This window comes from Citrobacter sp. H12-3-2 (genome assembly GCF_009649895.1).
GTDB classification, from domain to species: domain Bacteria; phylum Pseudomonadota; class Gammaproteobacteria; order Enterobacterales; family Enterobacteriaceae; genus Citrobacter; species Citrobacter portucalensis.
The window spans coordinates 3,633,779-3,658,357 of sequence record NZ_CP045837.1 but is presented as its reverse complement, the minus strand read 5'-3'; the positions used below and the strand labels follow the sequence as shown (position 1 = coordinate 3,658,357).

The following is a 24,579-nucleotide window of genomic DNA, read 5'->3' as shown; positions in this document are numbered from 1 at the left end:
TTAAGACTTGGACTGTTCAGGCTGGCTACCGCTTTGGCCTTGCTGGTTGTTATCAGCGGTGATTTCCTGCGCTTTTACCTGCGCGCCAGGACGTACTTTCTGCAGCCCAGTGACAATCACGCGGTCGCCCGGCTTAAGTCCATCAGTGACTAACCATTTGTCGCCAATCGCTTGTGCGGCGACAATTTGACGAGTTTCAACTTTATTGTCTGCACCGATAACCAATGCACTGGCATCGCCACGCGGTGTACGGGTAACGCCTTGCTGTGGAACCAGTAATGCCGTTGGGTTAATCCCTTCTTCCAGACGTGCGCGGACGAACATACCCGGCAGTAAGGTGTGATCCGGGTTAGGGAAGATGGCGCGTAACGTAATCGACCCGGTAGTTTGATCAACCGTAACATCAGAAAACTCCAGCGTACCGGACTGCGGGAATTTAATGCCGTCATTGGTTACCAGTTCGACTTTCGCTTTGCCGTTCTCTTGCTTCAGCGTGCCGTTGGCCAGCTCTTGCTTCAGGCGCAGGAAGTCGTTGCTTGACTGCGTCACGTCCACGTAGATCGGGTCCAACTGTTGAACGGTCGCCAGCGCGGTCGCTTGACCGTTTTGCACCAGAGCACCTTCCGTAACGGATGATTTACCAATGCGGCCGCTGATCGGCGACGTCACTTTGGTATAGGCCAGATTGATGCGTGCAGTTTCTACCGCGGCTTTCGCGGCGACAACGGCGGCGTTTGCCTGCTGTGCGTCTGCCTGCGCGCTATCGTAATCCTGTTGACTGATGTACTTGGTACCCAACAGTTTCTGATAACGTTTAACCGTCAGTTGAGCGATATTTGCTGCGGCTTGTGCTTTGGCCAGATCACCTTTTGCGCTTTCATAAGCGGCCTGGTAAGTCGCAGGATCAATCTGATAGAGAGATACACCCGCTTCGATATCGCCACCTTCCGTGAAATTACGCTTCAGGATAATACCGCTAACCTGAGGACGAACTTCTGCAATGCGAAACGCACTGGTGCGACCCGGAAGCTCAGTTGTTATCTGTAGAGGTTCAGTTTTGAGCGTAACAACTCCAACCTCTGGCATCTGCTGGCCCCCTTGTTGGGCCTGTTTGTCGTCACATCCTGTTAGCGCTAAGCTGCCTGAGAGCATCAGAACGACTGCCAGAGGCGTTAACCCTCTGTTTTTGTTCATATGTAAACCTCGAGTGTCCGATTTCAAATTGATCAATGGCTTAAAGCCCATAAACCCATTGCTGCGTTTATATTATCGTCGTGCTATGGTACATACATTCACAAATGTATGTAAATCTAACGCCTGTAAATTCACTGACATATGGCACGAAAAACCAAACAACAAGCACAGGAAACACGACAGCATATTCTCGATGTTGCTCTGCATTTGTTTTCGCAACAAGGGGTATCATCCACCTCGCTTGCGGAGATCGCAAAAGCCGCTGGTGTCACGCGCGGCGCAATCTATTGGCATTTCAAAAACAAGTCGGATTTATTCAGTGAAATCTGGGAGCTAGCAAAACCTAACATTGATGAGTTAGAGACTGAGTATCAGGCAAAATTCCCCGACGATCCACTATCAGTATTAAGAGAAATTTTAATTTACGTTCTTGAAGCTACCGTGACAGAAGAACGCCGACGTTTGTTGCTGGAAATTATATTCCACAAATGCGAATTTGTCGGGGAAATGGCCTCTGTTCAGTTAGCTCAACGCCATCTTTGTATTGAAAATTACGATCGTATTGAACAAACATTGCGGCACTGTATGGATGCCAATATGCTGCCGGAAAACCTGAACACCCGTCGCGTGGCGGTCCTGTTGCGCAGCTATATTACCGGAATCATAGAAAACTGGTTATTTGCCCCCGAATCGTTTGATCTGAAAAAAGAAGCTCGGGAATACGTGGCTGTGCTGCTGGAGATGTGCCTTATGTGCCCAACTCTGCGGCTTGGCGTGGCGGAAATCCACTAAACGTTTTGGGCCTGTACCAGGAATTCTCCTGGTCGTTTTGCCTGCTGCTATTCTACCGGTCACAGCCGTGATATTCTTGCCGCTTGACTATTTTCGGTCACTTTTCCGGTTCAGAAACGTTCATTCTCATGACTATGTTGCAGCTCTATAAACGTTCACAGCATCTTATTGCTATTACCATTCTTTTCTTCATTCTCTTGCTATCTTGCCAGTCGTCTGCTTTTGCGCGGGCGCAACAGAGTGGTGAACTGCCGACGAAAGCGGATATTCAGAGCCAACTGGACGCACTGAGTAAACAAAAAGATCTCTCCGCGCAGGATAAGCTGGTCCAACAGGATCTCATCGATACCATCGCCACGTTGGATAAAATCGATCGCGTGAAAGATGAGACCGTACAGCTTCGCCAGAAAGTTGCCCAGGCACCGGAGAAAATGCGTCAGGCGACGGATGCGCTGAATTCGCTCAGCGATGTCGATAACGACGATGAAACGCGAAAAACGCTGAGTACACTCTCCTTGCGACAGCTTGAGTCGCGCGTGGCACAGGTTTTGGATGACCTGCAAAGTGCGCAAAACGATCTTGCAGCTTACAACAGCCAACTGGTGTCGCTCCAGACGCAGCCAGAGCGTGTGCAGAATGCGATGTACACCGCGTCGCAGCAAATGCAGCAAATTCGTAATCGACTCGATGGCAACAATGTGGGAGAGGCTGCGTTACGCCCCAGTCAGCAGGTGTTGCTGCAGGCACAGCAGGCGCTGCTGAGTGCGCAGATCGACCAACAGCGTAAGAGCCTCGAAGGTAATACTGTTTTGCAGGATACCTTGCAAAAACAACGTGATTACGTAACAGCTAACAGTAACCGGCTTGAACATCAGCTCCAGCTTCTGCAAGAAGCGGTGAACAGCAAACGACTGACGTTAACCGAAAAGACGGCTCAGGAAGCGGTAACGCCGGATGAAGCCGAACGTATTCAGTCAAACCCGTTAGTGAAGCAGGAACTGGACGTTAACCATCAGCTCAGCCAGCGTCTGATTGCCGCGACCGAAAACGGCAACAACCTGATGCAGCAGAATATCAAAGTCAAAAACTGGCTTGACCGCGCGCTGCAATCCGAACGCAACATTAAAGAACAGATCGCCGTCCTGAAAGGCAGTCTGCTGCTGTCGCGTATTCTGTATCAGCAACAACAAACACTGCCGTCGGCGGATGAACTTGCCGATATGACTAACCGGATCGCTGATTTGCGTCTGGAGCAGTTTGAAATCAACCAGCAGCGTGATGCGCTATTCCAGAACGATGCGTTTGTCGCCAAACTGGAAGAAGGGCACAGCAACGAAGTGAATGGTGAAGTCCATGATGCCCTGCTGCAGGTTGTGGATATGCGCCGTGAACTGTTGGATCAGCTGAACAAGCAGCTGGGCAACCAGTTGATGATGGCGATTAACCTGCAAATCAATCAACAGCAGCTAATGAGCGTGTCGAAGAACCTGAAAGGGATCCTCACGCAGCAAATCTTCTGGGTTAATAGTAACCGTCCGATGGACTGGGACTGGATCAAAGCCTTCCCGCAAACGCTAAAAGACCAGTTTAAGTCGATGAAAATCACGGTGAACTGGGAAAAAGCCTGGCCCGCCGTCTTTATTGCGTTCCTGGCGGGGCTACCGCTGCTGCTTATTGCCGGGTTAATCCGCTGGCGTTTGAAATGGTTGAAAGAGTATCAGGCGAAATTAGCCGCCGCAGTAGGGAATCTGCGTAATGACAGTCAGCTCAATACGCCAAAAGCGATTCTGATCGATCTGATCCGAGCGTTGCCGGCGTGCCTGATTATCCTCGCCGTGGGCCTGATTCTGCTTACCATGCAGTTGAATATCAGCGACCTGCTGTGGGCGTTCAGTAAGAAGATGACAGTCTTCTGGCTGGTGTTTGGTCTGTGCTGGAAGGTGCTGGAAAAAGATGGCGTGGCAATTCGTCATTTTGGTATGCCAGCGAAGCAGACCAGCCACTGGCGCCGCCAGATCGTGCGTATTAGCCTGGCGCTGTTACCGCTCAACTTCTGGTCGGTCATTGCTGAGCTGTCACCGCTTAATTTGATGGACGATGTGCTGGGTCAGGTAGTTATTTTCCTCAACCTGCTGCTGATCGCCTTCCTGGTATGGCCAATGTGTCGTGAAAGCTGGCGCGACAAAGAGTCGCATGGCTTGCGTCTGGTTACCATTACTGTCCTCTCAATTATCCCGATTGCATTAATGGTGCTGACGGCGACAGGGTATTTCTACACCACGTTGCGCCTGGCCGGTCGTTGGATTGAAACGGTCTATCTGGTTATCCTCTGGAACCTGCTGTATCAGACGGTACTGCGTGGATTGAGCGTGGCGGCACGGCGTATCGCCTGGCGCCGTGCCTTAGCGCGTCGTCAGAACCTGGTGAAAGAAGGGGCGGAAGGAGCCGAGCCGCAGGAAGAACCGACCATTGCGCTTGAGCAGGTGAACCAGCAAACGCTGCGCATCACCATGCTGGTAATGGTTGCCCTGTTTGGTGTTCTGTTCTGGGCTATTTGGTCTGATTTGATAACTGTATTCAGCTACCTCGATAGCATTACGCTCTGGCATTACAACGGCACCGAAGCGGGAGCTGCGGTGGTGAAAGACGTCACCATGGGCAGCCTGCTGTTTGCGATTATTGCGTCAATGGTCGCGTGGGCGCTGATCCGTAACTTACCCGGCCTGCTGGAAGTGCTGGTGCTGTCGCGACTGAAGATGCGTCAGGGCGCTTCGTATGCGATCACCACGATCCTTAACTACGCGATCATCGCCATCGGCGCGATGACGGTCTTCGGATCGCTCGGTGTTTCATGGGATAAGCTACAGTGGCTGGCAGCAGCCCTGTCGGTTGGTCTTGGTTTTGGCTTGCAGGAAATCTTCGGTAACTTTGTTTCGGGTCTGATTATTCTGTTTGAACGCCCGGTCCGCATCGGCGATACCGTGACTATCGGTACGTTCTCAGGAACGGTCAGCAAGATCCGTATCCGTGCCACCACCATTACCGACTTCGATCGCAAAGAGGTGATCATCCCGAACAAAGCATTTGTGACGGAGCGTTTGATCAACTGGTCGCTTTCCGATACCACCACGCGCCTGGTGATCCGCATCGGCGTGGCCTACGGTTCGGATCTGGATAAAGTGAAGAAAGTGCTGTTGCAGGCGGCGATGGAACACCCGAAAGTGATGCACGATCCAGAGCCTGCGGTGTTCTTTACCGCCTTCGGCGCCAGCACGCTGGATCATGAACTGCGATTATACGTACGTGAACTGCGCGATCGTAGCCACACGGTTGATGAACTGAACCGTGCGGTCGATCGTTTATGCCGTGAAAACGACATTGATATCGCCTTTAACCAGCTCGAAGTGCACCTGCATAACGCGAAAGGTGATACCGTGACCGAGGTTAAGCGTGACATCATTAAAGGTGATGATCCGACGCCTTCGGTAGGTTAAGTTGCAATCAGGGCGGCATATTTGCCGCCCTGATTGCATTTAGTGCGCCAGCGCGACCAGTTCTTCCTGCGTCAGGCCTGTAAGGTGCGTAATCAGCTCCAGTTCCAGGCCGCGGGCGAGCATTTTTTGTGCGATATTACGCGCTTCAACCTGCCGACCTTCTTCTAACCCTTTTTCCAGCCCTTGTTGTATGCCTTCCACTCTGCCTTTTTCTTCCAACCATTCGGCAATCGTCATCAGCTGTTCCTTGTACTGTGGCGCACTCTGCGCCAGATGGCGGACAAGTACGCCGGGTTCCGTGGTATTTCCTGCTTTAAGCATGTAATTAATCAAAACGTCGATTTGATATTCTGTCAGATGCTCTTGTGTTAAGAGTGTGACCAGTTGATCCAATAGCTCACTCAGATCCCGTCGACGAATATGTTTTTGCAGGAGTTCCAGCATCGCTACCCGTTGATGCTGCAAGATCTGATTATCTGGCATTACGGTCAGGTCTACCAGTGTAAATTCATTGCCGTAAAGCGCTTTCGCAAGCTTTGGTTCGCTAAACAGGTGATGCCAGTTAAGGGTATAAGGCCACGGACTTTCCATACCATGGTAAAACAGGATAGGAACGACCAGAGGTAATGTCTTATGCCCGGCGTTAAGATGGTGTTGCATGGCGGCAATTGCGTAGCGCATCAGGCGAAAGGCCATGAATTTATCGGGCTTACTCTGATGTTCAATCAGTGCGTAAACGTAGCTGGGTCCATGTGTTGTTTGCAGGGAATAGAGGATATCTGAATAGCTGGTATGTAAATCGTCCTCAATAAAGCTGCCTGATTCCAGCGTTAATGTATCCATATCGCATATATTGAGAAATGCTTCAGGCAAATGGATCTGCAAAAAATCTCGGGCAACTTCCTTTTGCGTCAGCATTTGCCGAAAGACCGCGTCGTGGGGTGTGGTGGGGAGTCGTTCCATGATCTGTCCGTTATCGTCGTGATGTTGCGACGACTCTGACACCGAAGCCAATGGCAGACCAGAGGGCAATTAATCAGTTTGCGAGGTGCCTTCCGCAGTTTTAAGTTTGTTTTCATAATCACGCATGACGATCTCCAGCGCGCGTAGCACCGTTCGTGCTGGTAGCTGATTTTCCTCAAGTAAAACAATCAAATCGACGGCCAGTTTGACCTCGTCCGGGGCGTTCTCTAATGACATAAATTCTCCGGGGATTAACGGGTTAAACGCGCCAGCACGTTTTCTATTCTTGCCAGAGCATGGCGACAGCGCGCCAGTCGCGCCTCGAATGCTTCTACTTCACGATGCAGTTTTTGCTGTTCTTCAAAGCCGGTAGCCTGAGCCAGGCGCTCTTTGCGTTCTCGCGTCATTTCAACCAGACGGCGTTCAAACTCCTGGTGTTGTACTCGCTTGCGCTGCCAGCGCGCAAGACCTGGAGATGCGCTGTCCCACTCTCGAAGGGACCAACTGGCGGTTTCACGTGAAATCGCCTCTAACTGTGAGGCAAGGTGTTCCGCAAGCCAGGTGATTTGTGGGAGTTGCTGCTGCTCAACGGCGCGACGCAGGGCAGTAAGATTATCGTCAGCCTCATCCAGACAGGCCTGCAGCAACGTACTGCGCGTGTGAAACAGATGCCTGTCAAAGCGGGCGCTAAGCGTTGTGTGGTGCGCCAGCGGGGCGCAATGTTGTCGCAAGCGGTTAAGCTGGTTTTCGAGCGTCTGTAACAGCATGGCGGTTTTCACAACAACACTCCGATGAAAATGAGAACCGTTATGCTAAAGTAGCGATTCTCTGTGTTAAGTACTCATATTATGCAACGCATTATTCTAATCATCATTGGCTGGATAGCGGTAGTGCTAGGTACGCTGGGCGTAGTATTGCCTCTGTTGCCGACGACGCCGTTTATACTGCTGGCTGCCTGGTGTTTTGCCCGCTCATCGCCGCGTTTTCACGACTGGTTGCTTTACCGTTCGTGGTTCGGCGGGTATTTGCGCCACTGGCAAAAACACCGTGCGATGCCGCCGGGAGCAAAACCGCGCGCTATTTTGTTGATCCTGGTGACGTTTGGTATTTCGCTCTGGCTGGTCAATATGATGTGGGTGCGCGGCCTGCTGCTGGTTATTCTCGCCTGTTTACTGATTTTTATGTGGCGGATCCCGGTGATTGATGAAAAACAACAAAAGCAGTAAAGCGCAATAATCGCTGTTGCAATTGTCTCTCACAGCCAGTAAATTCGACCGTTTTCGAGCACAGGCGCAGGTGGTCAAAGGTTAAGCAAGTGTAACCTTGGCTCTTATATAGACACAAAATCATTCAAGATTCGTCGAGGATGAAGTGTTTAGTGCGCCGTGAAGTAATACTGTATTAATCAGGCACAAACTTATGACCGCGACAGCACAGCAGCTTGAGTTTCTCAAAAATAGCATCAAAAGCATCCACGACTACCCAAAACCGGGCATTCTCTTTCGTGATGTCACCAGTTTACTGGAAGACCCGAAAGCCTACGCCCTCAGCATTGAATTGCTGGTTGAACGCTACAAAAATGCGGGTATCACTAAAGTGGTTGGCACCGAAGCGCGTGGCTTCCTGTTTGGCGCGCCGGTAGCGTTGGGTCTGGGCGTCGGCTTTGTTCCGGTACGCAAACCCCGTAAGCTTCCGCGTGAAGTTATTGCTGAGACCTATGAGCTGGAGTACGGCACCGATCAGCTGGAAATCCACGTTGATGCCATCAAACCTGGCGATAAAGTGCTGGTTGTGGACGACCTGCTGGCAACTGGTGGCACGATTGAAGCGACCGTGAAGCTGATCCGCCGTCTGGGTGGTGAAGTTACCGATGCTGCTTTTATCATTAACCTGTTTGATCTGGGCGGCGAACAGCGTCTGGAAAAACAGGGGCTGACCTGTTATAGCCTGGTTCCATTCCCGGGCCACTAATTTAGGGCTATCTTTTTTGCCATTTTGGCCCCGGTCAGTGCTCGAAATCCTCACGTACTGCGTGTACGCTCCGGTTTCTGTGCGCTGCCCGAAACCAAACTGACTGCAACGATAACGCCCGAATATAACGTGTCAACCTCGCCGTCGCTGCGAGGTTGTGTTAGCATTATCCCCCTGTGAATCCACCCTCCAGCCTTTCAGAGCCTGCCAATGAGTTATCAGGTCTTAGCCCGAAAATGGCGCCCACAAACCTTTGCTGACGTCGTCGGCCAGGAACATGTGCTGACGGCACTGGCGAACGGCTTGTCGTTAGGGCGTATTCATCATGCTTATTTGTTTTCCGGCACCCGTGGCGTCGGGAAAACCTCTATCGCCCGCTTACTGGCGAAGGGATTAAACTGTGAAACCGGTATCACCGCTACGCCGTGCGGCGTGTGCGATAACTGCCGGGAAATCGAGCAGGGGCGTTTTGTCGATCTGATTGAAATCGACGCCGCCTCACGCACCAAAGTCGAAGACACCCGTGACCTGCTGGATAACGTCCAGTATGCGCCTGCGCGCGGTCGCTTTAAGGTCTACTTGATCGACGAAGTGCACATGCTGTCGCGCCACAGTTTTAATGCCTTGCTGAAAACGCTCGAAGAGCCGCCCGCGCACGTTAAGTTCCTGCTGGCGACTACCGATCCGCAGAAGCTGCCGGTGACTATCCTGTCGCGCTGTCTGCAATTCCACCTTAAAGCGTTGGATGTCGAACAGATTCGCCATCAGCTTGAGCATATCCTCAAAGAAGAGCATATCGCCCATGAACCACGTGCACTGCAACTGCTGGCTCGCGCCGCGGACGGTAGCCTGCGTGATGCGCTGAGCCTGACCGATCAGGCGATCGCCAGCGGCGATGGTCAGGTCTCGACCGAGGCGGTCAGCACCATGCTCGGCACGCTGGATGACGACCAGGCGCTCTCGCTCGTTGAAGCTGTTGTGGCTGCGGACGGCGAACGCGTTATGGCGCTGGTAAACGACGCCGCCGCGCGCGGTATCGAATGGGAAGCGCTGCTGGTTGAGATGTCGGCTTTGCTGCATCGTATTGCCATGGTTCAGCTTTCGCCTGCCGCGCTCGGCAGCGATATGGCCGCCATTGAACAGCGTATGCGTGAACTGGCGCGAATTGTTCCGCCAACTGATGTGCAGCTTTACTACCAAACTTTGTTAATCGGGCGCAAAGAACTGCCGTATGCGCCGGACAGGCGAATGGGCGTCGAAATGACGCTGCTGCGTGCGCTGGCTTTTCATCCGCGCATGCCGCTCCCGGAACCTGAAGTTCCACGACAGTCGTTTGCCCCGGTCGCACCCACTGCGGTGATGACCCCGACGCAGGTGCAGCAGCAGCCTGCGCCTGCACAACAGCAACAGAATGTACCGCTCTCCGATGCCACCAGTCAGGTGTTGGCGGCGCGTAGCCAGTTGCAACGCGCTCAGGGAGCAACCAAAGCAAAAAAGAGTGAACCGGCAGCCGCTTCCCGCGCGCGGCCGGTGAATAATGCTGCGCTGGAAAGACTGGCTTCGGTGTCGGAACGTGTTCAGGCGCGTCCGGCGGTCTCTGCGCTGGAAAAAGCACCGGCGAAGAAAGAAGCGTATCGCTGGAAAGCGACCAATCCTGTTGCAGAAGTTAAAGAAGTCGTTGCCACGCCGAAAGCGCTGAAAAAAGCGCTTGAGCATGAAAAAACGCCTGAACTGGCGGCAAAGCTTGCGGCTGAAGCCATTGAACGTGACCCGTGGGCCGCCCAGGTGAGTCAGCTCTCGCTGCCTAAACTGGTGGAGCAGGTGGCGCTTAATGCCTGGAAAGAAGAGAATGGCAACGTAGTTTGCCTGCACCTGCGTTCCACGCAGCGGCACCTAAATTCCAGCGGCGCGCAGCAAAAACTGGCTGAAGCACTGAGTTCCTTAACGGGGTCAACGGTTGAATTGACCATCGTTGAAGATGATAATCCAGCGGTGCGTACGCCGCTGGAGTGGCGTCAGGCCATTTATGAAGAGAAACTCGCGCAGGCGCGTGAGTCGATTATTGCGGATAATAACATCCAGACGCTGCGTCGTTTTTTCGATGCGGAGCTGGACGAAGAGAGTATTCGCCCCATTTGATCGTGAGCCTAATGGTTTGACGGTCGTCATCCCTTAACGTGATTGAGAGAGAAGCCTATGTTTGGTAAAGGCGGTCTGGGTAACCTGATGAAACAGGCCCAGCAGATGCAAGAAAAAATGCAGCAGATGCAGGAAGAAGTCGCCAAGCTGGAAGTGACCGGCGAATCTGGCGCGGGTCTGGTAAAAGTGACCATTAACGGCGCGCACAACTGCCGTCGCGTGGAGATCGATCCAAGCTTGCTGGAAGACGACAAAGAAATGCTGGAAGACCTGGTTGCTGCGGCATTCAACGACGCGGCGCGTCGCATTGAAGAGACGCAGAAAGAGAAGATGGCCTCTGTTTCCTCCGGAATGCAGCTGCCGCCTGGCTTTAAGATGCCGTTCTGATGCAAACCAGCCCGCTGTTAACTCAGCTTATGGAAGCACTGCGCTGTCTGCCGGGCGTTGGCCCGAAGTCGGCGCAGCGCATGGCGTTCACGCTACTTCAGCGCGATCGCAGCGGCGGGATGCGTCTGGCACAGGCGTTAACGAAGGCAATGTCGGAAATCGGCCATTGTGCCGATTGCCGCACCTTCACAGAGCAAGACGTCTGCAACATTTGCTCGAACCCGCGTCGCCAGGAAAACGGTCAGATTTGTGTGGTGGAGAGTCCGGCGGACATCTACGCCATTGAGCAAACCGGGCAATTTTCCGGACGTTACTTCGTGCTGATGGGACACCTGTCGCCGCTGGATGGTATTGGCCCTGATGATATCGGGCTGGATCGTCTCGAACAGCGACTGGAGTCTGAGCAAATCAACGAACTGATCCTGGCGACCAATCCCACGGTCGAAGGAGAGGCGACCGCCAACTATATTGCTGAGCTTTGCATGCAATATGGCGTTGAAGCCAGCCGTATCGCCCATGGCGTTCCGGTAGGCGGCGAGCTGGAAATGGTCGATGGCACCACGCTGTCGCACTCTCTGGCAGGGCGACACAAGATTAAATTCTGAACAAACGGAGGCCGCGACGGCGGCTTCCGCTTGAAATCCTTCCCGCTTGTCCCCATTTCACCCTCAACGTGTTTTTACCATTGAAAATGGCATTGTTGAGGTAGATCTACATGAAAGGACAAGAAACTCGTGGTTTTCAGTCAGAAGTAAAACAACTTCTGCACCTGATGATCCATTCTCTGTATTCCAATAAAGAAATCTTCCTGCGTGAGCTTATCTCTAACGCCTCGGATGCGGCAGACAAGCTGCGTTTCCGCGCCCTGTCTAACCCGGACCTGTATGAAGGCGACGGTGAGCTGCGTGTACGTGTTTCCTTCGATAAAGATAAACGTACGTTGACCATTGCCGATAACGGCGTGGGGATGAACCGTGATGACGTTATCGATCATCTGGGGACCATTGCGAAATCCGGTACTAAATCTTTCCTCGAATCCATGGGATCCGATCAGGCGAAAGACAGCCAGTTGATCGGCCAGTTCGGGGTGGGTTTCTACTCTGCGTTCATCGTGGCGGACAAAGTCACCGTGCGTACCCGCGCTGCGGGCGATAAGCCGGAAAACGGCGTGTTCTGGGAATCTGCGGGCGAAGGTGAGTACACCGTTGCCGATATCACCAAAGACGATCGCGGCACCGAAATCACCCTACATCTGCGTGAAGGCGAAGATGAGTTCCTTGATGACTGGCGCGTACGTTCCATCATCAGCAAATATTCCGACCATATCGCGCTGCCGGTAGAGATCGAAAAATCCGAAGAAAAAGACGGCGAGACCGTGGTTTCCTGGGAAAAGATCAACAAAGCGCAGGCGCTGTGGACCCGTAACAAGTCGGAAATCAAAGACGACGAATACAACGAGTTCTACAAGCACATCGCCCACGACTTCACTGACCCGCTGACCTGGAGCCATAACCGTGTGGAAGGTAAGCAGGAGTACACCAGCCTGCTGTACATCCCGTCCCAGGCTCCGTGGGATATGTGGAACCGCGATCACAAGCATGGTCTGAAACTGTACGTCCAGCGTGTGTTTATTATGGACGACGCCGAGCAGTTCATGCCGAACTACCTGCGCTTTGTGCGCGGTCTGATAGATTCCAACGATCTGCCGCTGAACGTTTCCCGTGAGATCCTGCAGGACAGCACCGTCACCCGTAACCTGCGCAGCGCGCTGACCAAACGCGTACTGCAGATGCTGGAAAAACTGGCGAAAGACGACGCGGAAAAATACCAGACCTTCTGGAAACAGTTCGGCCTGGTACTGAAAGAAGGCCCGGCGGAAGATCACGCCAACCAGGAAACGATCGCTAAGCTGATGCGCTTCGCGTCTACGCACACTGACTCCTCCGCACAGACCGTGTCGCTGGAAGACTACGTGTCGCGTATGAAAGAAGGGCAGGAGAAAATCTACTACATCACCGCAGACAGCTATGCGGCAGCGAAGAGCAGCCCGCACCTGGAACTGCTGCGTAAGAAAGGCATCGAAGTGCTGCTGCTTTCTGACCGCATCGATGAGTGGATGATGAACTACCTGACCGAGTTCGACGGTAAGGCATTCCAGTCTGTTGCCAAAGCTGACGAGTCCATCGACAAGCTGGCGGATGAAGTTGATGAATCGGCAAAAGAAGCGGAAAAAGCGCTGACGCCGTTCGTTGAGCGCGTGAAAACCCTGCTGGGCGACCGCGTGAAAGAAGTGCGTCTGACGCACCGTCTGACCGACACGCCAGCCATCGTCACCACCGATGCGGATGAAATGAGCACCCAGATGGCGAAACTGTTTGCCGCTGCGGGCCAGGCCGTACCGGAAGTGAAATATATCTTTGAACTCAACCCGGACCACGTGCTGGTAAAACGCACGGCAGATACCCAGGACGAAGCGCAGTTCAAAGAATGGGTCGAACTGCTGCTGGATCAGGCGCTGTTTGCTGAGCGCGGCACGCTGGAAGACCCGAACCAGTTCATCCGTCGTATGAACCAGTTGCTGGTGTCCTGATACCCGTAATGTAATGCCGGATGGCGTTAACGCTTATCCGGCCTACAGCATCTCGTAATAGTATGCCGGATACGGTGTTTCCACCGCCATCCGGCATTTTCTCGCCTTATTTTTAATTTTCCCACCGTTAACCGTTTCAGCGTCGGGCGTCTTTCTTGAGCCAATTGCGTGATGGTGGTATCGTTTAGCGCTTTTTAAAAAATATCGACAACCTTTAAGGGGATTTTCGTAATGCGTATCATTCTGCTTGGCGCTCCGGGCGCGGGTAAAGGAACTCAGGCTCAGTTCATCATGGAGAAGTATGGTATTCCGCAAATCTCCACCGGTGATATGCTGCGTGCCGCCGTGAAATCTGGCTCCGAGCTGGGCAAACAAGCGAAAGACATCATGGACGCCGGTAAGCTGGTGACTGATGAGCTGGTGATCGCGCTGGTAAAAGAGCGTATTGCTCAGGAAGACTGCCGTAATGGTTTCCTGCTGGATGGCTTCCCGCGTACTATTCCGCAGGCAGACGCCATGAAAGAAGCGGGCATCAACGTGGACTACGTTCTGGAGTTCGATGTTCCTGACGAACTGATCGTTGACCGTATTGTAGGTCGTCGCGTACACGCTGCTTCTGGCCGCGTTTACCACATCAAATTCAACCCGCCTAAGGTTGAAGGTAAAGACGACGTGACCGGCGAAGAGCTGACCACCCGTAAAGACGATCAAGAAGAAACTGTACGTAAGCGCCTGGTGGAATACCATCAGATGACCGCTCCGCTGATCGGCTACTACTCTAAAGAAGCGCAGGCGGGTAACACCAAATACGCGAAAGTTGACGGCACCCAGGCCGTTGCTGACGTGCGCGCAGCGCTGGAAAAAATCCTCGGCTAATTTTTTCGCGTAATAAACCTCTTATCAGGCCTGCCATTATCGCGTAGGCCTGATAAGCGTAGCGCCATCAGGCAAATTCTCGTCTTACCTCTCACAGCAATTAGTTCTTCTTTATCGCTTTTCCGCTACAATTATCAACAATTTGAATCGATAAGAGGCGGTAATGCGTCAGACGAAAACCGGTATCCTGCTGGCAAACCTCGGCACTCCCGATGCCCCAACCCCCGAAGCCGTTAAGCGCTACCTGCGCCAGTTTTTAAGCGATCCACGCGTAGTTGATACGTCACCTGCACTGTGGTGGCCGCTGCTGCGCGGGGTGATTTTACCGTTGCGTGCGCCACGCGTAGCCAAGCTGTACCAGTCAATCTGGATGGAAGACGGTTCTCCGCTGATGGTTTATAGCAAGGCACAACAGCGGGCGCTGGCAGAACGCCTACCAAATACCCCTGTCGCGCTGGGAATGAGCTACGGTTCGCCGTCGCTTGAAAGCGCGGTCGATGAACTGTTGGCAAGCGGGGTTGAACACATGGTGGTGTTACCGCTGTACCCGCAATATTCCTGTTCGACGGTAGCGGCCGTCTGGGACGAACTGGCGCGTATCTTAGCGCGTAAACGCGGTATTCCTGGCGTTTCATTTATTCGTGATTACGCCGATGACAGCAGCTACATTGATGCGCTGGCGAAGAGTGCCAGGGATTCATTTGCTCAACACGGTGAACCTGATTTGCTGCTGCTCTCCTACCACGGCATTCCGCAGCGTTACGCCGATGAAGGCGATGACTACCCGCAGCGCTGTCGCGATACCACCCGAGAGCTGGTTTCAGCGCTTGGTCTGCCGCCAGAAAAAGTAATGATGACCTTCCAGTCTCGCTTTGGTCGCGAACCGTGGCTGACGCCGTATACCGACGAAACGTTAAAAATGCTGGCGGAGAAAGGGACACAACATATCCAGGTTATGTGTCCGGGCTTCTCGGCAGATTGCCTCGAAACGCTGGAAGAGATAGCGGTACAAAACCGGGAGATTTTCCTCGAAGCTGGCGGTAAGCAATATGAGTATATTCCGGCGCTTAATGCCGCACCGGAACATATCGAAATGATGGTTAAACTGACCGACGCTTACCGTTAAAGCTGGGCTCTGAAGTAACGAGCGCCTTCCCGTAACGCATCGTCGGCGGTTTTCATCATTCGCGAATAGTGCAGGAAGGCGTGCAGCGTACCGGGGTACATTTTGTACTGGCAGGGCTGCTGATGCGCCTGCAACGTCTGGAATAGTAAGCGGCTATCGTCAATCAGCGGATCAAACTCAGCGCCAGCGATAAAACACGGTGGCACGTCACGTGTCAGATCGTTATTAAACAGGCAATAATACGGTGACTCGCGATCGTCAGCGCTACGCAGGTACGCGTTTTCGTACATCTGCAAGTCCTCGCGGGTTAACCCATCCCACGCTCCGCCCATCAGCCGTCGGCTCAGTGAATCCTGCAGGCCGTAAAGCCCATACCACAACAGCACCCCAGCCACCTTGCCGCAGACAATGCGTTTATCCCGCAGCCACAGCGCACTGGCAAGCGCCAGCATGGCTCCGGCGGAATCGCCCGCAAAACCGATATGATTCACATTAAGAGAATAGTCGCCAGCGTGCTGATGAAAATACTGGCAGACGGCGGCAATCTCTTCGATGGCTTGCGGGAAACGGGCTTCTGGCGCAAGCGAATAGTCGATACCAAGTACCGTGCACTGCGTATAGCGCGCCAGCAAGCGCATAATACGGTCGTGGGTATCCAGATTACCGAGAATAAAACCGCCGCCGTGCAGATAATACAACGTTGCCAGGCTATGAGGCTGCGGTGAGTAAATACGTGTGGCCACGGGGCCGCATGCGGTAGAAATAACGCATTCGCGGGTATTCATCTCTGGGGCATCGGCATTCCACAACTGCCGTTCATGAATGTAGTGTTGGCGCTGGGCCACGAAGTCATCTGCAGCGGGCCACGGCGGCAGATCGTCGCGATGAAAATTCACCACGCTTTTCATTTCATCCGAAATTCTGTCGAGTACGGGGATCTTGTTTTCCGGCTTCATAAAACGCTCCTTGTGAAGGTGAGTTATTGTAGAAATTAATCCCGTATAAACTGCGATCTCACCGTCTGATATTGAAACTTAGCGCCGCATCGCATGCGTGGCAGGGAATGTGCTACCATGCATCGCTCAGTTAACCACCCGTAAAATCGACCATGAAATTTCCCGGTAAACGCAAATCCAAACACTATTTTCCCGTCAGCGCGCGCGATCCGTTGCTGCAACAAATTCAGCCAGAAAATGAAACCAGCGCAGCCTGGGTGGTAGGTATCGACCAGACGCTGGTGGATATTGAAGCCAAAGTGGATGATGACTTTGTAAAACGTTATGGATTAAGCGCCGGGCATTCTCTGGTGATTGCCGATGATGTCGCAGAAGCGCTCTACCAGGAACTGGTACGTGAAAATTTGATCACCCATCAGTTTGCGGGCGGTACTATCGGTAACACGATGCACAACTACTCTGTGCTGGCGGATGACCGCTCGGTGCTGCTGGGCGTGATGTGCAGCAATATTGAGATTGGCAGCTATGCTTACCGCTATTTATGCAATACCTCCAGCCGTACCGACCTGAATTACCTGCAAGGCGTTAACGGACCGATTGGCCGCTGCTTTACACTGATTGGCGAGTCAGGTGAGCGTACCTTCGCAATCAGCCCTGGGCATATGAATAAGCTACGAGCTGATAGCATCCCTGAATCAGTGATTGCCGGAGCGTCCGCGCTGGTGCTGACGTCCTATCTGGTGCGCTGCGAACCGGGTGAGCCGATGCCGGAAGCGACCATGAAGGCGATTGAATATGCCAAAAAACACAATGTGCCGGTGGTTCTGACCCTGGGCACCAAATTCGTCATTGCCGATAACCCGCAGTGGTGGCAGGCATTCCTGAAAGAGCATGTCTCTATTCTGGCGATGAATGAAGAAGAGGCTGAAGCGCTGACCGGCGAGAACGATCCGCTGCTGGCATCTGACAAGGCGCTGGATTGGGTGGATCTGGTGCTGTGCACGGCGGGTCCGGCGGGTCTGTATATGGCGGGCTTTACGGAAGAAGAAGTGAAACGTAAAACCCAGCATCCGCTGCTGCCAGGTGCTATTGCCGAATTTAACCAGTACGAATTCAGCCGCGCCATGCGCCATAAAGACTGTACCAATCCGCTGCGCGTGTATTCGCACATCGCTCCGTATATGGGCGGGCCTGAGAAGATAATGAACACCAACGGCGCAGGTGACGGCGCGCTGGCGGCATTGCTGCATGATATTACCGCCAACAGCTATCACCGCAGCAACGTGCCTAACTCCAGCAAGCACAAGTTCACCTGGCTGACCTATTCGTCGTTAGCCCAGGTGTGTAAGTATGCTAATCGCGTGAGTTATCAGGTGCTGAACCAGCATTCACCGCGCCTGACGCGCGGTTTACCGGAACGTGAAGACAGTCTAGAAGAGTCGTACTGGGACCGTTAAATCTTGTATAGGCCGGATAAGCGATAACGCTATCCGGCATGGACATTAACTGGCCGTAGCAACTTCACCTGCAGGCGGTGTTTCAATCAGCTCCAGCATGGTGCGGGCGATTTCACGCTCACCCATGACGACCTGGTTGGCGCCGCGTTCGGTAATATATTCCACCTCATCGTCATAATGTGCGCGGGCGATAATCTCAATCGACGGGCATTTCTCACGTGCAGAAGCGACAATTTCACCCGCTTCATAACCATTGGGGATGGTCAACAGCAGCCAGCGCGCGCAATCCAGATGCGCCAGATTCATAATCTCTTCGTTGGCGGCATTTCCCAGTACCGCGCGGATCCCACGCTCGCGCAGTTCATCCACCCGGGTACGCGAGGTTTCGATCACCACCAGCGGGATCCCTGCAGCCATCAATTTCTCACCCAGCAGGCTGCCGACGCGACCAAAGCCAACCAGCAAGGCATGATTGCAGATATCCACCGGAATTTGCTTCTCTTCTTCGATAGCCTCTTCCAGCGTCTGCTCCTCCAGCGTTTCTGTTTTGGCGAGGTATTTTTCTAACACCGCAAACAGCACCGGGTTGAGCATGATGGACAGGATTGCCCCCGCCAGCACCAGATTCTGTCCGGCCTGTGGCAGCAGGTTCAACGCCATTCCCAGACCCGCCAGGATAAAGGCAAATTCACCAATCTGCGCGAGGCTGGTGGCAATGGTGAGCGCCGTGCGTTGGGAGTGACCAAACAGGCGCACCAGGAAATAGGCGGCAAGGGATTTACCAAAGATGATAATCGCCAGCGTGCCCAGTACCGCCAACGGCTGCTGGATCAGAACTAACGGATCGAACAGCATCCCGACGGAGACGAAGAACAGCACGGCGAACGCATCGCGCAGCGGCAGAGTATCATGCGCCGCACGGTGGCTTAGTTCAGATTCATTCAGCACCATACCGGCGAAGAACGCGCCCAGCGCAAAGGAGACATCGAACAGCTCTACTGCGCCAAAGGCGATACCTAAGGCGAGGGCGAGGACAGAGAGGGTAAACAGTTCGCGTGAACCGGTTGCGGCGCTGCGGGCCATAATCCACGGTACCAGGCGACGACCCACCAGCATCATAATCGCGATAAACGCCACCACCTTACCGATGGTAATGCCCATATCGACGGCCAGCGAGGCGAAGCCGACGTCTTCTTTTTCCAGCATCCCGGCGACGGCTGGCAGGAGAACCAGCGTCAGCACCATCATCAGATCTTCGACAATCAACCAGCCAATGGCAATTTGCCCGCGCTGGCTGTCAATGAGCTGTCGTTCTTCAAGCGCGCGCAGTAGCACCACGGTACTGGCGGTTGAAAGACACAGACCAAACACGATCCCCACCATCAGTGACCAGCCCAATATGGCGGAAAGCGCCATACCCAGCAGCGTTGCCACCGCTATCTGGGCAATCGCGCCGGGAATGGCGATAGACTTTACCGCCATCAAATCCTTCAACGAAAAGTGCAACCCCACGCCAAACATCAGCAGAATAACGCCAAGCTCGGCCAGCTCTGGCGCGAGCTTAGTATCAGCAACAAAACCAGGTGTAAATGGACCGGCCAGAACGCCCGCTAACAGATATCCCACCAGAGGAGAAATACGCAGTTTATTGGCAATCATGCCTAATATAAAAGCGAGCACAAGGCCGCCGACAATGGTGGTGATAAGCGGGGTGGCGTGATGCATTCCGTCTCCTTTGGTTGCTGTGATGATCCTGAAAACCCAAACTACGAGTAATAGTTTATGACAATTTTAATGTTTATGTTTATGAATAATTATTGAATTTTGAAGAAAACGGGATTTTAAGCGTAAAAAAGCACGGATCGGAAAAGTATGGTGATATGTGAGAGGTAAAGGCTGATGGCTACTGCAAGTAATGACGGCCAAAATTTACTTTTGGCCGTCAGAAAATCAGGCTTTGTGTCGGTTATCAGGTAAGAATATGGTCAGTATCCCCAGAAGTGGCAGGAAAGCACATATTTTGTAGACCAAATCGATGCTGGTATGGTCGGCTATCAGCCCTAGCACCGCGGCTCCCAAGCCGCCCATGCCGAAGGCAAACCCGAAAAATAGCCCAGAAACCATGCCGATACGCCCAGGAAGCAGCTCCTGCGCGTAGACCAAAATAGCAGAAAACGCCGATGCGAGGATAAAACCAATGATCACGGTTAAAATCCCGGTCCATTCCAGAGTTGCGTAGGGTAAAACGAGGGTAAATGGCGCAACGCCGAGGATAGAGCCCCAAATAACATATTTTCTGCCAATTTTATCGCCTAATGGTCCGCCAATCAACGTCCCGGCCGCGACGGCAAACAGGAAGGCAAACAGATGAAACTGGGCATTTTGTACCGATAATCCGAATTTTTGCATCAGATAAAAGGTGTAATAGCTGCTGATGCTCGCCATATAGAAATATTTGGAGAAAATCAGCACCAGCAGGATGCTTACCGCCAGCACCACTTTATTGCGCGGTAACGGATTTACGATGGCAACTTTCGGTTTTCCTTTACTCATCCGATGCTGCGCGGCATACCAACGGCTGATTTGTGCCAGGACGACAATCGCTAATAACGCAGCCAGAACAAACCAGGCCACATTACCCTTACCATATGGCGCGATGATGACAGCTGCCAGCAAGGGTCCCAGAGAGCTGCCGAAGTTGCCGCCAACCTGGAAAATTGACTGTGCCAGGCCGTGACGACCACCGGAGGCCATGCGTGCCACGCGGGACGATTCCGGATGAAATACCGAAGAGCCGGTGCCAACCAGCGCCGCGGCGAGCAACACCATATGGAAGCTGCCGGCCATAGCCAGCAAAACAAGCCCGCTCAGCGTGAAGCACATCCCTATGGGCAGCGACCACGGCATCGGGTATTTGTCCGTCCAGTAACCCACCACCGGTTGCAGCAGCGAGGAAGCAAGCTGGAAGGTTAGGGTGATCATCCCGATCTGCATGAACGTTAGCGAGAACTCTGACTGCAATAGCGGATAAATCGCCAGGATCAGCGACTGAATCATATCGTTTAGCAGATGGGAGAGGCTGATCGCTCCTAAAATGCCAAATGAGGTGCGTGCTTTAGCAACCGACGCTGACGCGCCAGCCACAGGCTGGGTTGGTTCACTTATTGCCATAGAAAGTCACTTCTGTTTGGGTTGCGATTATGAGGGTAATCTATTTTGTTATTATTACCTGACTAACATACCTGCGGAAGGTGTTTGAAGGAAGTCTCATTTCTGAAAACATTTTCGACTATTATTTCATATCATTGTAATTTCAGTCGTTGATTTTGGCTCAGGGAGAGAAATATGAAGTTTTTAAAACGGGGCGTGGCGCTGGCGTTATTAGCCGCATTTACGCTGGCAGGTCAGCCTGCACAAGCGTACGAAAAAGATAAAACCTACAAAATTACCATTTTGCATACCAACGATCATCACGGTCACTTCTGGCGCAGCGAATACGGAGAATACGGACTGGCGGCGCAAAAAACGCTGGTGGACGGTATTCGTAAAGAGGTGGCAGAGGAAGGGGGCAGCGTACTGCTGCTTTCCGGTGGCGACATTAATACCGGCGTACCGGAGTCTGATCTGCAGGATGCGGAACCTGATTTTCGTGGGATGAACCTGATTGGCTATGACGCGATGGCGGTCGGAAACCACGAGTTTGATAATCCCATGACCGTATTGCGTCAGCAGGAAAAATGGTCCAAATTTCCGTTTCTCTCGGCCAATATCTATCAGAAAAGCACCGGCGAGCGTTTATTTAAGCCGTGGGCCATCTTTAAGCGCCAGGATTTAAAAATTGCTGTACTCGGTTTAACCACCGACGATACGGCGAAAATAGGCAACCCCGAGTTCTTTACCGATATTGAGTTCCGTAAACCTGCTGATGAAGCCAAACTGGTTATCCAGGAACTGAATATGGGTGAAAAGCCAGACATCATTATCGCGACCACCCATATGGGACATTATGACAACGGCAACCACGGCTCGAACGCCCCTGGCGATGTCGAAATGGCGCGTAGCCTGCCGGCGGGATCGCTGGCGATGATTGTAGGTGGTCACTCGCAGGATCCGGTGTGTATGGCTTCAGAGAACAAGAAGCAGGTTGATTACGTACCAGGTACGCCGTGTGCGCCAGACAAGCAAAATGGGATCTGGATTGTGCAGGCGCACGAGTGGGGGAAATATGTGGGCCGGGCGGACTTTGAGTTCCGTAACGGCGAAATGAAAATGGTCAACTACCAGCTCATTCCCGTCAACCTGAAGAAAAAAGTGACCTGGGACAACGGTAAAAGTGAGCGCGTACTCTACACCCCGGAAATAGCTGAAAATCAGCAAATGCTTTCGCTGCTGACGCCGTTCCAGAATAAAGGTAAAGCGCAGCTCGACGTGAAAATCGGTAGCGTCAATGCGCGCCTCGAAGGCGACCGAAGCAAAGTCCGTTTCGTGCAGACCAACATGGGACATTTGCTGCTGGCTGCGCAAATGGCGCGAACCAGCGCTGATTTTGGCGTGATGAGCGGCGGTGGCATCCGTGATTCCATCGAAGGCGGCGATATCACTTATAAGAGCGTGCTGAAAGTACAGCCGTTCGGAAACATCGTGGTGTATGCCGACATGAGCGGGAAAGAGGTGATTGACTATCTGACCGCCGTGGCGCAAATGAAGCCGGACTCCGGGGCCTATCCACAGTTTGCCAACGTCAGCTTTGTGGCGAAAGACGGCAAGCTTAACGATTTGAAAATCAAAGGCGAACCCGTTGACCCAGCCAAAAACTATCGTATGGCAACGCTAAGCTTCAACGCAACCGGCGGCGATGGCTATCCGCGAATTGATAACAAACCAGGCTATGTGAATACCGGGTTTATTGATGCAGAAGTGCTGAAAGAGTTCGTGCAGAAGAACTCACCGCTGGATGCCAGTGTGTATGAGCCGAAGGGGGAAGTTACCTGGCAGTAACAGGGCGGAGTGCCGGATGGCGGTGCGGGCACCTTATCCGGCCTACAGGTCAGTGCGATTTGTAGGCCTTAAAGCTGCGCGCCATCAGGCAATCATTCTATAACCGCTTAATCGCGGCGTGCGATGTCGGCGAATTTCGCATCCAGAATTTTCGCCAGATCGCCCGCTGCCAGTTCGATATCCAGCCCGCGTTTGCCGCCGGAAACATAAATGGTGTCAAACGTCTGGGCAGGGGCATCAATGAGCGTTGGCAATCTCTTTTTCTGTCCTAATGGGCTGATCCCCCCCACCAGATAACCGGTAGTTCGTTGCGCAACCATTGGATCGGCCATATCAACCTTTTTAGCCCCCAGAGCCTTAGCGACCTTTTTGAGATCCAGTTGACCGGCTACAGGCGTGACCGCAACTGCCAGATGCTTCATATCGCCATTCACGGCAACCAGCAGCGTTTTGTAGACCTGGTCCGCATTCAGACCTAACTTGCGCACCACTTCATCACCAAAGTTCGTCTCGGACGGATCGTGATCGTAGGTGTGGATCTGGAAAGAAATTTTGTTTTTTTCGAGTAATTTAACGGCGGGTGTCATAGCAATTTTCCTGGACCAGACAAAATACGACTCAAGCATACGCCTGATGTCTGTCTAAAAAATAGTACCATCTTGCGCAATAGTATTGGCAGGATGATGACTTTGAGCGACAATCGAACTACACCGATGCTTTAAGCATTGGGATCATAATAATGATGAAATTCCTCTTTGACGGGCCAATAGAAATATTGGCCATTTTTTTTACCGTAACATCTCCGGCAAATTTCCCTCTCCGTACAGATGCAACGCGCCAACGGCCACGACGTAATGACCAGCAGGCATCGCCCTGAGCCGATCGCGCCAGGCTGTGTTGCGTTGATGCATCAAAACGTCATACAACGACTGGCTAAAGGTATTGGGAAGCGTCAGTTCGCTATTGCGTGGCGGTGTTTTAAGCCACCAGCCCATCATTTGTTGCAACAATCTGGCATTGGTATGCCAGTGCGTCAGAGTATCGTCCAACAGGGCCAGCCCGTTATCAGGCAACTGACATAACAGCTCGATTTGACTGGATGCGCCCTCCAGCTCGATAACGGGTTTATGCGCTTGTTTTGCCGCTTTCAGCAATTGGTAATCAATTCCGTATTCTGCCCGTAGACCCAACTGCTGTGCCTGTGTCGCCTGTAATACCATGGCGATTTGCCACAACGGTTGAGTAGATAACAGCGATGGGGAAATGCCCAGTTCGTTGGTGACTTTACGCAGGTTTTCTAACTGCTCCGGGCTGATTCGTTCTTCGAGTGCGGCAAATGTAGGAAGGTTAGCAAACGGCGCGTCGTCACCGGAAACATCCGCTTCGACAATCAGCGCGTCGGCATGGTTGATTTTTTTGAGTAATTTGGCAGGCAGAGGTGCCATATCGCGACTGCCCATGTGAATACTGCCAATCAGATGAAAATGGCGGTTGCCGGGCAATGAAATGTCGATGGCAGGCCAGGTATAGTGGTTGCCGCGTAGCGCGGTGAAAAATGTTTTTACCCGGTATAACAGATCCATACGACCTCCCTAAGTAGACTTTCATGCTAGCGCGTGGTCCAGGAAGGTGCAAT

At 52.8% G+C, this 24,579-nt stretch carries 21 protein-coding genes and 1 other annotated feature; of the genes, 12 read left to right on the top strand and 9 right to left on the bottom strand.

What is annotated here, in order from left to right; all coding sequences use genetic code 11:
- A complete protein-coding gene (gene acrA, locus GHC22_RS17530) occupies positions 1-1,194 on the bottom strand; it encodes a multidrug efflux RND transporter periplasmic adaptor subunit AcrA (RefSeq protein WP_020996573.1) in 1,194 nt (397 codons plus the stop codon).
- Positions 1,195-1,335: 141 nt separating this feature from the next.
- Between acrA and acrR the strand changes: the two genes are divergently transcribed.
- On the top strand, positions 1,336-1,986 hold the full coding sequence (gene acrR / locus GHC22_RS17525) for a multidrug efflux transporter transcriptional repressor AcrR (protein ID WP_003831045.1): 651 nt from the start codon (positions 1,336-1,338) through the stop codon (positions 1,984-1,986).
- 128 nt (positions 1,987-2,114) lie between these two features.
- Positions 2,115-5,480 carry a mechanosensitive channel MscK gene (gene mscK, locus GHC22_RS17520; RefSeq protein ID WP_032942551.1) on the top strand — a complete coding sequence of 1,122 codons (3,366 nt, stop codon included), beginning with the start codon at positions 2,115-2,117 and terminating at the stop codon, positions 5,478-5,480.
- A 39-nt stretch (positions 5,481-5,519) separates the two neighbouring features.
- On the opposite strand, the gene GHC22_RS17515 is transcribed toward mscK, so the two are convergent.
- The 3 genes from GHC22_RS17515 to priC all read right to left on the bottom strand — a co-directional run bounded on the left by GHC22_RS17515 (position 5,520) and on the right by priC (position 7,222).
- Positions 5,520-6,443: an Rpn family recombination-promoting nuclease/putative transposase gene (locus GHC22_RS17515; protein WP_048214781.1), complete on the bottom strand. Its 924-nt coding sequence runs from the start codon at positions 6,441-6,443 to the stop codon at positions 5,520-5,522.
- Positions 6,444-6,512: 69 nt separating this feature from the next.
- Complete coding sequence (gene rsmS / locus GHC22_RS17510; protein ID WP_065772037.1) at positions 6,513-6,680, bottom strand: pleiotropic regulatory protein RsmS; 168 nt, start codon at positions 6,678-6,680, stop codon at positions 6,513-6,515.
- Between the two features lie 14 nt (positions 6,681-6,694).
- Positions 6,695-7,222, bottom strand: coding sequence for a primosomal replication protein N'' (gene priC, locus GHC22_RS17505; RefSeq protein ID WP_008783968.1), 528 nt, complete (start codon positions 7,220-7,222; stop codon positions 6,695-6,697).
- Positions 7,223-7,291: 69 nt separating this feature from the next.
- On the opposite strand from priC, the gene GHC22_RS17500 reads away from it, so the two are divergent.
- From GHC22_RS17500 to hemH, 8 genes are all read left to right on the top strand, one after another.
- Complete coding sequence (locus tag GHC22_RS17500) at positions 7,292-7,669, top strand: DUF454 family protein (RefSeq protein ID WP_008783969.1); 378 nt, start codon at positions 7,292-7,294, stop codon at positions 7,667-7,669.
- Between the two features lie 193 nt (positions 7,670-7,862).
- Positions 7,863-8,414, top strand: a complete 552-nt coding sequence (gene apt, locus GHC22_RS17495) for an adenine phosphoribosyltransferase (protein ID WP_003021759.1) — start codon at positions 7,863-7,865, stop codon at positions 8,412-8,414.
- Between the two features lie 210 nt (positions 8,415-8,624).
- Positions 8,625-10,553: a DNA polymerase III subunit gamma/tau gene (gene dnaX, locus GHC22_RS17490; RefSeq protein ID WP_003831049.1), complete on the top strand. Its 1,929-nt coding sequence runs from the start codon at positions 8,625-8,627 to the stop codon at positions 10,551-10,553.
- Positions 9,886-9,950: a sequence feature (DnaX frameshifting element), on the top strand. (Overlaps the previous gene by 65 nt.)
- A 57-nt stretch (positions 10,554-10,610) precedes the next feature.
- Positions 10,611-10,940, top strand: coding sequence for a YbaB/EbfC family nucleoid-associated protein (locus GHC22_RS17485; protein ID WP_003021764.1), 330 nt, complete (start codon positions 10,611-10,613; stop codon positions 10,938-10,940).
- Positions 10,940-11,545, top strand: coding sequence for a recombination mediator RecR (recR, locus tag GHC22_RS17480; RefSeq protein ID WP_003831050.1), 606 nt, complete (start codon positions 10,940-10,942; stop codon positions 11,543-11,545). The genes GHC22_RS17485 and recR overlap by 1 nt, the downstream gene beginning before the upstream one ends.
- Before the next feature lie 110 nt (positions 11,546-11,655).
- Positions 11,656-13,530 (top strand): molecular chaperone HtpG, encoded by a 1,875-nt coding sequence (gene htpG, locus GHC22_RS17475; RefSeq protein WP_032942554.1) that lies wholly within the window; start codon positions 11,656-11,658, stop codon positions 13,528-13,530.
- 231 nt (positions 13,531-13,761) lie between these two features.
- Positions 13,762-14,406: an adenylate kinase gene (adk, locus tag GHC22_RS17470; RefSeq protein WP_003021773.1), complete on the top strand. Its 645-nt coding sequence runs from the start codon at positions 13,762-13,764 to the stop codon at positions 14,404-14,406.
- 163 nt (positions 14,407-14,569) lie between these two features.
- Positions 14,570-15,532, top strand: a complete 963-nt coding sequence (hemH, locus tag GHC22_RS17465) for a ferrochelatase (protein WP_003831052.1) — start codon at positions 14,570-14,572, stop codon at positions 15,530-15,532.
- On the opposite strand, the gene aes is transcribed toward hemH, so the two are convergent.
- Complete coding sequence (gene aes / locus GHC22_RS17460; protein WP_153753647.1) at positions 15,529-16,488, bottom strand: acetyl esterase; 960 nt, start codon at positions 16,486-16,488, stop codon at positions 15,529-15,531. The two genes, hemH and aes, sit on opposite strands and share 4 nt — an antisense overlap.
- A 152-nt stretch (positions 16,489-16,640) precedes the next feature.
- Here aes and gsk point away from each other — a divergent pair, with 152 nt between their 5' ends.
- A complete protein-coding gene (gsk, locus tag GHC22_RS17455; RefSeq protein ID WP_003021781.1) occupies positions 16,641-17,945 on the top strand; it encodes an inosine/guanosine kinase in 1,305 nt (434 codons plus the stop codon).
- Positions 17,946-17,990: 45 nt separating this feature from the next.
- Here gsk and ybaL read toward each other — a convergent pair whose 3' ends face one another.
- Complete coding sequence (ybaL, locus tag GHC22_RS17450; protein ID WP_048214776.1) at positions 17,991-19,670, bottom strand: YbaL family putative K(+) efflux transporter; 1,680 nt, start codon at positions 19,668-19,670, stop codon at positions 17,991-17,993.
- Between the two features lie 225 nt (positions 19,671-19,895).
- Complete coding sequence (locus GHC22_RS17445; protein WP_088902648.1) at positions 19,896-21,116, bottom strand: MFS transporter; 1,221 nt, start codon at positions 21,114-21,116, stop codon at positions 19,896-19,898.
- 174 nt (positions 21,117-21,290) lie between these two features.
- On the opposite strand from GHC22_RS17445, the gene ushA reads away from it, so the two are divergent.
- A complete protein-coding gene (ushA, locus tag GHC22_RS17440) occupies positions 21,291-22,943 on the top strand; it encodes a bifunctional UDP-sugar hydrolase/5'-nucleotidase UshA (protein WP_057067773.1) in 1,653 nt (550 codons plus the stop codon).
- Between the two features lie 107 nt (positions 22,944-23,050).
- Here ushA and ybaK read toward each other — a convergent pair whose 3' ends face one another.
- Positions 23,051-23,530 (bottom strand): Cys-tRNA(Pro)/Cys-tRNA(Cys) deacylase YbaK, encoded by a 480-nt coding sequence (gene ybaK, locus GHC22_RS17435; protein ID WP_003831056.1) that lies wholly within the window; start codon positions 23,528-23,530, stop codon positions 23,051-23,053.
- 201 nt (positions 23,531-23,731) lie between these two features.
- Positions 23,732-24,526, bottom strand: a complete 795-nt coding sequence (locus GHC22_RS17430; protein WP_153753646.1) for a TraB/GumN family protein — start codon at positions 24,524-24,526, stop codon at positions 23,732-23,734.
- Between the last annotated feature and the right edge of the window lie 53 nt (positions 24,527-24,579).